The 11,026-nt window shown below is 61.6% G+C and carries 12 protein-coding genes; 2 read left to right on the top strand and 10 right to left on the bottom strand.

Annotated elements, in window-relative coordinates; all coding sequences use genetic code 11:
- Nucleotides 1-86: 86 nt before the first annotated feature.
- Nucleotides 87-2,471, bottom strand: coding sequence for a strawberry notch-like NTP hydrolase domain-containing protein (locus ACSSVY_RS22145; protein ID WP_454272162.1), 2,385 nt, complete (start codon nucleotides 2,469-2,471; stop codon nucleotides 87-89).
- Between ACSSVY_RS22145 and ACSSVY_RS22140 the strand changes: the two genes are divergently transcribed.
- Complete coding sequence (locus ACSSVY_RS22140) at nucleotides 2,470-3,042, top strand: transposase (RefSeq protein WP_454272160.1); 573 nt, start codon at nucleotides 2,470-2,472, stop codon at nucleotides 3,040-3,042. The two genes, ACSSVY_RS22145 and ACSSVY_RS22140, sit on opposite strands and share 2 nt — an antisense overlap.
- A 301-nt stretch (nucleotides 3,043-3,343) precedes the next feature.
- Here the strand turns inward: ACSSVY_RS22140 and ACSSVY_RS22135 are convergent, their stop codons facing one another.
- The 8 genes from ACSSVY_RS22135 to ACSSVY_RS22100 form a co-directional block, all read right to left on the bottom strand.
- Nucleotides 3,344-3,862, bottom strand: a complete 519-nt coding sequence (locus ACSSVY_RS22135) for a type II toxin-antitoxin system YhaV family toxin (RefSeq protein ID WP_454272158.1) — start codon at nucleotides 3,860-3,862, stop codon at nucleotides 3,344-3,346.
- Complete coding sequence (locus tag ACSSVY_RS22130) at nucleotides 3,859-4,185, bottom strand: type II toxin-antitoxin system PrlF family antitoxin (RefSeq protein WP_454272156.1); 327 nt, start codon at nucleotides 4,183-4,185, stop codon at nucleotides 3,859-3,861. Before ACSSVY_RS22130 ends, ACSSVY_RS22135 begins: the two co-directional genes overlap by 4 nt.
- 328 nt (nucleotides 4,186-4,513) lie before the next feature.
- Complete coding sequence (locus ACSSVY_RS22125; protein ID WP_454272154.1) at nucleotides 4,514-4,933, bottom strand: hypothetical protein; 420 nt, start codon at nucleotides 4,931-4,933, stop codon at nucleotides 4,514-4,516.
- On the bottom strand, nucleotides 4,923-5,165 hold the full coding sequence (locus ACSSVY_RS22120) for a type II toxin-antitoxin system prevent-host-death family antitoxin (RefSeq protein WP_454272152.1): 243 nt from the start codon (nucleotides 5,163-5,165) through the stop codon (nucleotides 4,923-4,925). Before ACSSVY_RS22120 ends, ACSSVY_RS22125 begins: the two co-directional genes overlap by 11 nt.
- A gap of 93 nt (nucleotides 5,166-5,258) precedes the next feature.
- Nucleotides 5,259-5,915: a DUF6927 domain-containing protein gene (locus ACSSVY_RS22115; protein WP_454272150.1), complete on the bottom strand. Its 657-nt coding sequence runs from the start codon at nucleotides 5,913-5,915 to the stop codon at nucleotides 5,259-5,261.
- Between the two features lie 103 nt (nucleotides 5,916-6,018).
- Nucleotides 6,019-6,612 carry a regulator gene (locus ACSSVY_RS22110; RefSeq protein ID WP_454272148.1) on the bottom strand — a complete coding sequence of 198 codons (594 nt, stop codon included), beginning with the start codon at nucleotides 6,610-6,612 and terminating at the stop codon, nucleotides 6,019-6,021.
- A gap of 74 nt (nucleotides 6,613-6,686) precedes the next feature.
- Nucleotides 6,687-8,669 carry a ParB/RepB/Spo0J family partition protein gene (locus ACSSVY_RS22105; protein WP_454272146.1) on the bottom strand — a complete coding sequence of 661 codons (1,983 nt, stop codon included), beginning with the start codon at nucleotides 8,667-8,669 and terminating at the stop codon, nucleotides 6,687-6,689.
- Nucleotides 8,670-8,822: 153 nt separating this feature from the next.
- Nucleotides 8,823-9,212 (bottom strand): DUF3768 domain-containing protein, encoded by a 390-nt coding sequence (locus ACSSVY_RS22100; RefSeq protein WP_454272144.1) that lies wholly within the window; start codon nucleotides 9,210-9,212, stop codon nucleotides 8,823-8,825.
- 241 nt (nucleotides 9,213-9,453) lie between these two features.
- Between ACSSVY_RS22100 and ACSSVY_RS22095 the strand changes: the two genes are divergently transcribed.
- The gene (locus ACSSVY_RS22095; protein WP_454272142.1) at nucleotides 9,454-10,500 is read left to right on the top strand and encodes a CNNM domain-containing protein; all 1,047 of its coding nucleotides are present in this window, start codon (nucleotides 9,454-9,456) and stop codon (nucleotides 10,498-10,500) included.
- A 134-nt stretch (nucleotides 10,501-10,634) separates the two neighbouring features.
- On the opposite strand, the gene ACSSVY_RS22090 is transcribed toward ACSSVY_RS22095, so the two are convergent.
- Nucleotides 10,635-11,026 (bottom strand): zincin-like metallopeptidase domain-containing protein (locus ACSSVY_RS22090; RefSeq protein WP_454272140.1); only part of this gene is annotated, 392 nt, incomplete at its 5' end.

Below are 11,026 nucleotides of genomic sequence, written 5' to 3'. Positions count from 1 at the left end.
ATGATTATCCAAAGTGGAAACCCGAAAATGAATCATCAGAACAACAGGTTGAAATCCCGAACTCCGCATAACGGTGACGCGGCATATTATGTCTTATCCGGAGTTCCGGATAAAACATAGTCGCGCGGCGTCAAGGCCCCCTCGACGAGATCATCTTCCGGATCCATCGTCTCAAGTCGCCGCTTTAATAGGCTTTCGCCTGTCGAGACCACCTGGATGACGCAAGCGCAGCCCGCCGCCAGGTCGTCCTCGATGGCGCGGATGATGGTCGGGGCTTTCATGCCCATCAGGAGATGGTTGAAGAAACGCTGTTTCGTGCTCTCGAAGCGCGACTTGGCCGACGCGCGTGCGGCCGAGGGATTGGTCTCCCCCGAGGCATCGTTGACGCCGGTTGCAGTCAGTGCTGCCTCGAGATTGTGGTGGATCGTGCGGAACGCTTGACTGTATGCGTCGTAGATCTCGATCTGGGCCGGGGTGAGCGCGTGTTCCAGCACGTCATATTCCACGCCATCGAAGCTGAGGGCACGGGCCGCGTAGAGCCCGAGCGTCTTGAGATCGCGCGCGACCACCTCCATGGCAGCAACGCCGCCCGCCTCCATGGCCGAGACGAAACTCTCGCGACTTGGGAAGGGGTATTCGGGGCCTTGTCCCCAGAGACCGAGACGCGCGGCATAGGCGAGGTTGTGCACGCTCGTGGCACCCGTGGCCGAGATGTAGAAGACGCGGGCACGGGGTGCTGCCAGTTGCAGCCGCAGGCCCGCAAGGCCCTGCTGGGAGGGCTTGACCCCCCTGCCCTGCTCGGACCCTGCCGCGTTCTGCATGGCATGGGCTTCATCAAAAGCCAGCACGCAGTCGAAGTCTTCGCCCATCCACTCAACGATCTGGCTCAGTCGCGTGGTGCCACATTTGCCCGCCGAGCGCAGCGTGGCGTAGGTCACGAAGAGGATCCCGTCGCCCATCGGGATGGGCTGGTCCGGTTTCCACTTGGAGAGCGGCTGGATGTCGGCTGGCGAGCCGCCGAGATCGGTCCAGTCGCGGATCGCGTCCTCGATAAGCGTGGCGGATTTGGAGACCCAGATCGCCTTTTTGCGCCCCGCAAGCCAGTTCACGAGAATGAGCCCCGCGCATTCGCGGCCCTTGCCGCAGCCGGTGCCGTCGCCGAGGAAATACCCAAGGCGATAGGCTTGTGCGCTTGGGTCATCATCTGCGCGCGTCAGCCTGGTCTGGTCGTCATCTAGGCGCATCCGCCCCGGCAGATCACGCCCATGGGCATCATGGGCCATGATGATGGTCTCGAGCTGCGCCTCGGAGAGATGTCCCCCCTCAATCAACCGGGCAGGCAGGCGCAATTCCGAACTGGCGACACCTGAGGGCACAGGTGGCGCGACAGAGGCCATGGCGATGCTTTCAACGAGCGGCGTGGGATGTTCCTGCGCACCCGCGATCTCGATCCGCTGCGGGCGGTAACGCGCATAGATGTCCGAGACGGGCGTGTTGTCGCGCGGGGTCTCTAGGCTCGTGAAAGTTAGCGGGACAACGGCATTGGCCCGAGATTTGGAGGCCGCGACAGGCGCAGCGGCGGTCTTGCGCCGGGCAGATGATGGAGCTGTCGGCCGAGCATGAGGGATCGCTTCTGCCCGTTGGGTGGGGCGCATCTCGGGCCGGATTGCGGCCACGGCGTCGACAAAAGGAAGGGCGTCATCCAGATCGCACACAATGGCGCGGATCATCTCGCCGGCGTCCTGCACCTTGTCGAAGACAATGAGCTGGGTTTCGACAGAGGTGCCGAGCTTGCGGTAGACCTGCCCTGGCATCGTGAGGGCCAGGCGCGGCGTGAGGAGGCTGCAGGCGCGTGCCCAATGCGCGGCATCGCGTTCGGGCGTGAATCCTGGCGGCATGATCGCCACCAGCCGCCCGCCCGGTGCTAGGCGCTTGGCAGCCGCGATGAGATGTTTGGCGGCGATGTGCTTGTCTCGGGAGCGATCGACCGATGAGGCGAAGGGCGGGTTCATCACCACGACGTCAGGTAGAACCGGCGTCTGCAGCAGATCATCGATATGCTCGCCGTCATGGCCTGTGACCTCTCCGCCGAAGAGCGCGCGCAGGAGGCGCTGACGAAAGGGGTCGATCTCGTTGAGCAAAAGCGTGGCACCGGCCCGGGCGGCGAAAGCAGCCAGGGCACCGGTGCCCGCCGAGGGCTCCAGCACGGTCTCGCCTTTGCCGATCGCTGCGGCCCGCACCGTCAACGCCGCGAAAGGCAACGGCGTAGAAAACTGCTGCAGCCGGATCTGCTGTTCCGACCGGCGGGTTTCCGTCAGCAGCCGTGAGGCAAGCAGCTTTGCAGCGGCGATGTCACCTGCTGCGCCGTCCCCACGCAGCACAACCTGGATGGCCGCGGCCTGCATCAGGTCATAGGCCATCCGCCAGTCCCAGGCGCCGCCGGCATCACTGCCATGAAACGTCTCGCGCATGATGCGCGCGAGCGCCGAGCTGCGCAGGGGTTGGTTGAAGCGCGCTGTCGATCAGGCGGAGACGCGTGTCGCGACGCTGGATCAGGCAATCAATGAAGCCGTTCAAGACTGGCGTTTCTCTCCCGTAGTCGACGCGCTGCGCGCGTTGCGCGGCGTGAATACAATCATCGCGGCGACGGTGGTCGCGGAAATTGGCGACATCACCCGTTTTGAAAACCCGCGCCAGCTTATGGCCTGGCTCGGGTTGGTGCCAAGCGAGCATTCCAGCGGGAACACAACGCAGCGCGGGCGCCTGACAAAGACCGGGAACGCCCTAGCCCGTACGATGCTTGTCGAAGCGGGATGGTCCTATCGCCACCCACCCAAGGAGGGGCAGCCGTTCCTCAAGCGTTCAGCGCATCTGACGCAGGAGATCAAGGACATCGGCTGGAAGGCACAGACGCGGCTTTGTAAGCGGTTCCGTCATCTGTCGAACACTGGAAAACCTCAGCCGCGCGTGCTCGCAGCCATTGCGCGCGAACTCGCCGGCTTCATCTGGGACATCGCACGCAAGACGCCATTGTCCGCGTAATGCGGCAGCTCATACAGCCTGTGCAGTACGCTGGAGATGGCGGTCATTGATAGGGAAATCCTCGGACTACGTTGGGAAAAATATCCGCTCTTAGAGAGAGGTAACCCGTATCGAATTTGGTCAGGCGGTAACCGATCCGCGGATGAGAGCATGATAATCACCGGTTCGGCCACCGTCTCTAGCGCCTGCACAGGCTACATCTTTGACCAACCCGTGTCAGCGGGGTAGATTAATCGTGTCAGAATACCTGAAAACGCTCATGAGAGCGTAGAATTCTGAAGCCTCCGGCATTCGAACCCAGTTACCGCTCAAGCGCCGCTTCAAGGGACTTTTCGAACCGCTCGTGCGCCGCCGCAGCTTCTTTCAGGAGTGCGTCGAAAGTGTCAGGTGGATTGCCATTGTCCAGCATCCCTTTGAACGTCGCATAGGCATCCGTCTTGCTACCGTAGGCGCGCAGAGTCTTGTCGTCATTCACCCATGCCACCACGATGACCTTCGCATCGCTGTTGAACCGGTAGAACAACCGATACTGCTGGAAGAATTTCGCCCGGAACCAGTGCTTGCGGCTATCGCCGAGTGTGCCGCCTTGCCGGAAGGCGGCGGCACCCGGATCTGCCGGTATGACCTCGGTAACCAGCTTGAAGATGGCGGCCAGCCGTTTCGTGGAATTTTTCTTGCGCCAGCACTTGGGATCGCGTGCCTTACGCGCCTCAACCTCCAGGGTCAGCCCTTCGAGCTGGTCCAGAAAGAGCGGATGCGCATAAATCGACCATCCGTTTACGACGAGTGGCGCTTGGGAGGGCACGCTATCGCCGGTCATTCATCCTCGAGCGAGAGCGGCGCATCGAGATCGACGTCAACATCTCCGACCAGTGTTGCAAGACGGTCATGCAAAGCCCCACCGAAGGCCCGAATGCGGTCTGGATGCGCCTTGATATCGGCCTCGACAAAATCGAGAAAGGCGCCAAGCGCAGGATCATCCTCGTCGCTGCGCACGGGCTCGATATAGACCCTGCCACTCGGTTCGGTGCAGTAGCGAATCCGGTCGCCCTTGCCCAGCTTGAGCTGCTTGCGCACACCCGCCGGCACGGTCGTCTGATACCGATCCGTGAGCTTCGAGACATCTTGTACGAGCGCTGTCATGGCAGTCTCCGGAAAAAAGGGGTTTTACCGCTCTTATTAGGTAATGCGTTTGCATTGCCATGTCAAGGCAAGCCGCAGGATCTGCTCTCGCCGGGCAGATCGATCAACCGTCCGGCGCAACACCTATTCTCGCCCCGCCAGGAATTTTGCCAGCACAAGGCTGGCCTCGCCCTTTGGGTCAGGGTCAGAGTTCCAAAGGACAAGAAGCCTGCTTTCCCCTGTTGGGGAGCGAGGCAGGCATGTCAGCCAATCAGGTGGTGTTCAGAAAAAAGTTTGGCGGCTCGCACGACCGCGAGAGCACACCAAGATCGTACAATCTGTCCTGCGACTAGGAGCGGTTGGACAAGCCTAGTCGGCCTGCCACTCGGAGGCGCTGTACACCGCGCAGAATCGCGTCAGTGAAGGCCGGGCTGAACGATCCGCGGGCCGAGCGATCTTCAAGGGTGTAGGACGTTTCAAGAACATCAACGTTCAGCTCGTCTAGGATCACCCAAAGCGGCAAATGGGTCTCCAGTTTCGCCCGCCGCGCTTCGGTTTCTGGTATCTGCAGGGCGACCCGACCTAAGTCAGGCGCTTTGCTGGTGATTGGCGCGATGAACATGACATGTTGCCCGGCCGCGTTCGTGACAACGATCACGACACAACTAGGCCGCTTCTTTCGACCTTCCGTCTCACCGCGATCTGCCTGCCATTTCCAGAGGTAGTGATAGTCGAAGACCTGACCCGCAGCCGGAATGTCAGCGGCCACGGAAATGGTCCTCCAAGCCTTTGTCGAGGAGCTTGCCGAGCTCCTCCGGCATATCGGCAACATCCACCGCGACCTGCGAGCCGCGCCCCGAAGTAAGAGCCTCGAACCGTTCCATCGACATGACCACGAAGCGCGGCTTGCGATGTTTGGTGATCGCAACCGGGGCAACTGTTGCAGCCTCGAAGAGATCACCTGTGTTGCGGGTCAGGTCACCCGCCGTGAACTGTTTCATCTTTGCGCTCCACCAACTTTCTGACTTAGCAAGAATATACGGAATTTCTTAATATTCTGCAAGAGCGACTTCGCCGAGCTTATGAAAGCCGCGCTATTCAACGCGCCCCGCCAGGAACTCCGCCAGCACCGGGCTGGCAGCACCTTTCGCGGAGCTGAGCAGCTCCGAGCCGGCAAGCGAGGCCTTCGATAGGCGTACGAGCCCGCCGGTTTCCTCGATGCGGTAGCAGCGCCGCTTTTGCCGTCCCCGCCTGTAGTGCGTCGCGGTGACGATCTGGCATGTACTGCCATCGGTAAGAGTCACGGGCGCGGCGAGCCTGAATTTGTCGCCTTCCTGGTAGTCTGGAATCGACGCCCAATCCCGGCAGCGCTGGCGCCAGTCCTGGGCGTAGCTGTCCGGGTCTTTCAGGTCGGAGAGGAGCTCGATCAACCCAAGGGGAGCGCGCGACTCGTTCGGGCCAGCGCTTTCCTCCATGTCCTTGTAGCCCCAGCACCCATTGTCGTAGGCGGTGAGGAAGACAGCCCCGAAAGTGATTGAGCCATCCGCATCGGTCACATAGGTCGTGTCCTCGACCGGCGAGCCATCGATACTTGTGACCTTTGCCGCCGCGTACCAAGTCGAACCCACCTTGCAGGCTTGGACCAGTTCCGTCTTGCGCCTGTCGCCATGACAGGTGCAGAGCCGTGTGATCTCCGCTTTCTCATCCGCGTAGGTCTGGACGCGGCGATCGGTGTAGAAGAGCCAACCCATTTCAGAGTCCTTTCTTTCGTTGGGGAAAATTGTTGTCGCCAATGTCCTGAGAGGACCGCAGGCCCGGCAGGGTTTTGGCGATGCTTGTTTGAGAAAGGGCGGGTCAAGCCACCCTCCGGTCATCGATTTCCATCAGCGCATCGAGCGGCACGCGGTAGGGCTGCATGGCGTCGAAATCCTCGCAATTGCCGCAGTTCTGCACGATCGCGAAGGTGTCGCAGGCATCCTTGAGGATGACCCGGAAAGTGCCGCCGAGGCCCGAGGGCACCTCGTAGGTTCCGCCGATGAGATAGTCCGAGGCCCGGCGCACGAAGACCCGGATGCTGTGACCATCAGTGGCAAGCCGGATCGCCCCCCGCCCCCGGTCGATGAGCACCTGCACATCATCGAGGATGTCGGTGTAGAACTGGCCGGTCAGATCGCGAAACGCCATGCGGCGCTGCGCCATCCAGTCGGTGTCCCGAAACGGGTTCATGCCGTCGGCGAAGGCGAAGGAGGGATCGGCCTGTTCGGTGGTGACGATACGAGTGGTCGTGCCATCGATGCCGTTCGAGCGCAGATGCACACCATTGCCGACGATCAGGATCAGGGCGGGCCTGTCCACGGGCCCGTTCCAGTTGGGCAGAAAGGTTTTGCAGCCGCGCGCATGAGCGATTTGCGCTGCAACGGCGGAGGCGGAGAACTTGAGAATAGCCATGGGGATGTCTTTCTGTTCGGTGTGGGAAAGGGTCGACCCGCGCGGGGAATGCCTCGCGCGGGTCGCGTGAGGGCTCAGGCCGCTTGCGCGATGTCGCTGTCAGGCTTCGGGGTTACTGCGATCGGCGCCGTCTCATCACAGGCGACACCGGCGGTCTGCATCATCGGCGGGCACCAGGCGGCCACGGCTGCGCGCTGCGCGTCCGTGAGTGTGGCGAAAGGCTCGGCGAAGAGCTTGTCGCAGAAGGCGACAATCTCCTTCTTGCTGGACGAGGCCAGCGTCACCGCCTCCTGGGCGAGGCCCAGATCCTCGCCAAGGATCTTCAGCAGCCAGGCCTTCTTGAAGCGATTGAACAGCGCCGCGTTCGGCGTCCAATGCGCGCGAATGTCGGGCATGATCTCGATCTCGAACGCATACATCAGGCTGTCGCGCTGCCGGTCCCGCGCGAAGCAGGACTGCGTCGTGCTCGCCGTCGCATAAGCCACGAGCTTGGCCTTCTCCCCTGCCTCCAGCGCGCGAAACGCCGCGAACTGATCGGCGGGCGCGCGGGTGTCATCGAGCCAGGAGAGGTCCAGCGCATCATGCGCCGCCGCCACCTGCTCGAGCGAGGTCTCGTCGATCTCGTCCATCTTGGCGTGGTTGCGGTATTCCTTGCGGACATCGATCTTGATCGCCTGCGTAACGCTCATTCCGGTACCCAGGACGTCGCTGACAAGCTTGAAGAGCGTCAGATCGAGCGTGGCTTCGGAATGCAGCGCCATCGCAGCCCCGAGCGCCATGGCCCGCTCGGTCTTGAGGTCCTCGGCCAATGAGGCCGGATAGGTGATTTCGCCGGCGTCCGGGGCCTCCTCCCCCGTCTGGTTGGCCGAGGAGCCGCGCGAGCCCTCCTCTTTGACGGTGTCTTCCGGCCGGACGAGGCCAACATGGAGCGTGATCTGCCCACCCTGCCACGACGCGATTACCCCAGACCGCGCGAGGTCCTCGGCGCTGTAGGCCTCCTGCAGGTCGCGGGCTTCCTCTTCCAAGGCGTCAACGCGGTCGTAAAGGGCGTTGTAGGCACCGTCCTCGAACCCCTCATCCTCCATCTCGAGCTGCAGTTTCTCAAGCTCGGCGGTGATCTCATCGATGCGCCTTTGAGCAGCCTCATCGGGCTCGATCGGGCCAGGATAAACGCGGCCATAGTCGGCCATGGTCGCGTAATCATACCGCACCATCGCATCGGCCCAGGCAAAGCCCAGCCTCATACGGGCCTCTTCGGCGGCGGCACCGAGCTTCTCGAGCAGGATGGTCTCGACCAGTGCTGCATCCTCGAGTACGGAATGCTCTTCCAGAAGATCAGCCGCGACGGCCCCGCCACGCGCCTCATAGTCCGCGCGCACGAAAGCCCCGATATCGTCGCTGACCTGCACGCCGCGGGACTTGAGCGCCTGACGCACGGTATAGGCCTGCAGATAGCCGCCGTCTTTCGTGAGCGCCTCGAAGACCTCGCGCTGCGCCTGCTGGCTCGGGTGCTCGGCGAAGGCTTTCATCGTGTCGAGCGTGATCACCTTGGCCCGAGCCGCGGCGCGGATGTCGGGGTGGATAAGCCCATAGCGCAACCGGCCTTTGACGGCGCCGACGGTGGTGCCGAAGGTCTTCGCGATGGCCTCGGGCGTCTGGCCGTCGACCTCCATCATCCGGGCGAAAGCCTCGAACTCGTCGATTGCGTTCATCGGTGCCTGGGTGATGTTCTCGGCGAGCGACAGCGCCGTGGTCGCGTCACACTCCTCCGGCACAAGGCGGCAGTCGACCTTGGTTTTCGCAGTGAACCCCTTGGCGGCCTTGTCTGCGACCAGCTCCTTCAGCGCGGCATGACGTCGGCCACCAGCGAGGACAGCGTATTTGCCGTCAAGCTTCTGGACCAGGAGCGGCTGCAGGAGGCCCAGCACAGCGATGCTGGCCTTCAGATGCGCGATGTTCTCGGGGTCATAGGTTTCTGGAGAGTTGCTGCGCACATTGGCGGGATGCGGGACCAGATCGCCGATGGCGACGGTTAGAGGGGCAAAGCTTGTGGTCATGAGATGTCCTTCTCGGTGGCTGAGATGCGGCCCGCGCTCACGCGAGTGACCAATCCCCGGTTTCAGGGATCACGACGACAAAAGGCCCACTTTCCCTTTGAGGGGTCAGTGGGCCTTCATCGCCGGGGGTGTCAGGAGGGGGTGTCCCCTGCCCTACCAGTCGCGCGCCAGCATGATGGTCAGCACGCGCATGGTGGTGGCGGGATTGTCCGGGGTCTCGGCCCCGTAGCGGAAATCTGAGTCTGCCTCATAGAGATCGATTTTCCAGAACACGGTCTCGCCGCGGATCTCGACCGCCCCGAAATCGTGCCATCCCTCCGGGTCGTTCTCGGGCTCGAATGTGGCAAACTCACCGGCGGCCTTCACCGCCTCAGCCATGAAGCAATCGCCGGCTTCCATGAGCGAGCGGGTGACATGCATTCGGCCCTGGATGGGCTGCGCGGGCGGCACCCCAAGGCAGGCGAGCTTGCGAAACGCGTCGTTCTGCGCGGCGATCACGGTCGGATCCGGCCGGTCTGGCTGGGGTTGAACGGTCATGGACATGGGGATCCCTTTGAGAAGTTGAAACACCCTTCCCAAAGCCCGCTTTTTCTTTTCCGATTGGCGGAGAGACCCAGACAGAACCAACACGTACCGCACGACTTCCGAAGTCCGCTGTGCGGGCAAAGTTGGCATTGAGAACCTTCTTCTCAACGGCCGCTCTCAGCCATATGCGGTCCATGGAACTTTGTTCAGCACGCTACAGTTGATTGAGTGTCGAACCTAAAAAACGAAAGACACCGTCATGACCTTGCTCATTATCTTTGTGCTGCTGGCAATCGGGGTGTCGTTTCTTTGCTCGATCCTCGAAGCGGTCCTGTTGTCGATCACGCCATCTTTTGTCGAAGCCGCCGAGGAAGAACAGGCGCGACTTGCCACGAAACTCAGGATGTTGCGGGCGGATATCGAACGTCCTCTGGCTGCGATCCTGTCGCTCAATACGATTGCACATACTGTCGGCGCCACGGGGGCAGGCGCGCAGGCCGCCGTCGTGTTTGATGATACCGGCGTGGGCATCTTCTCTGCCGTGTTGACGTTTGGCATCCTCGTCCTGTCCGAGATCATTCCCAAGACGCTCGGCGCCACCTATTGGCGTGGTCTTGCGCCTTTCGCGGTTCGTGTGCTGCCCTGGCTGATCATCATTCAGTTGCCTTTGGTCTGGATGAGCCAGGCGATAACACGGCTTCTAACAGGCGGTAAGCGTCAGTCAGAGGTGTCGCGTGAAGAGATCACGGCTTTGACAACCGCAGGCCAGCGTCTCGGAGTGGTCGAGGAAGATGAAACGCGCGTTGTGACCAACCTGTTTCGTCTTTCGGAGATATCCGCCAATGAAATCATGACGCCGCGCACGGTCATCCATCATCTTTGCGCTGATCAAACAGTCAGTGCATTTGTCGGGCCCAGAGACACGTTTCCGGTATCCCGCTATATTGTCATCGGAGAGAACATTGACGACGTCAAAGGCTTCGTGCTGACGCGCGAGCTTTTTCTGGCCGGCTTGCGCGATGGCAAGGAAAAGACCATCTCGGACTTCACACGCGACATTCAACGCCTTTCGGAAAAGACAGACCTCGATACGCTGTTCGATCTGCTCATGGAGAATGAGGCGCATATCGCGCTGGTCGAAGATGAATATGGTGGAACCGCCGGCCTTGTGACCATGGAAGACGTCATAGAAACCCTGCTTGGAGCCGAAATTGTCGATGAGAACGATGAGGTCAAGGATCTTCGAAAGGTCGCAAGGTCACACGCTATCGGCCGGCGGGATGGTCGCAAGACACCAGCCAAGTGACACGCGACAAGATGACCCGTATCAGGCCGAACGGTGACGCGCTTTGCTGTGCATTGCCGCCGTTCATCCACAGTGCAGCATTTGCAACTCTGGGCTCAAAGCTGCCATTTTCCGCGGCGCAGCAATGCGCCCCCTCAAGCGGCCTCGGCGCTGCGCCCTGCCCTGCCCGCCTCGGATCGGGCAATCAGGTAATCGCAGGCGCGCTGCGCGTCCGCGGCGTGCCGGAAGATCGCGCCCTTGTCGGAGCGAAGGACGCGCAACCAGTTGTGCAGGTAGGCGGCATTCATCTCGAGCGTATGCGCCGTGAAGCCGAGCGTCTGACCCAGAAACACCGAGGTCAATTCCGCGACGATCTCCTCACGCGCGTAGGAGGTATTGCCGAATTTCGAGAGACCGAAATCACGGTTCAGTCGATGGGGGGCTTTCGTGGCATGGGCCTTATGCCGATGTCGGCATAAGGCCCATAATGCCGCGCTTCGGATTATGCCGCGCTTGTTCAGGCGAAGTCTTGTTTCCTGCGGTTTTT

Source organism: Roseovarius sp. MBR-51, from assembly GCF_053628575.1.
Note: the sequence above shows the minus strand (reverse complement) of the source record. Positions and strands in the feature narration are given on the sequence as shown.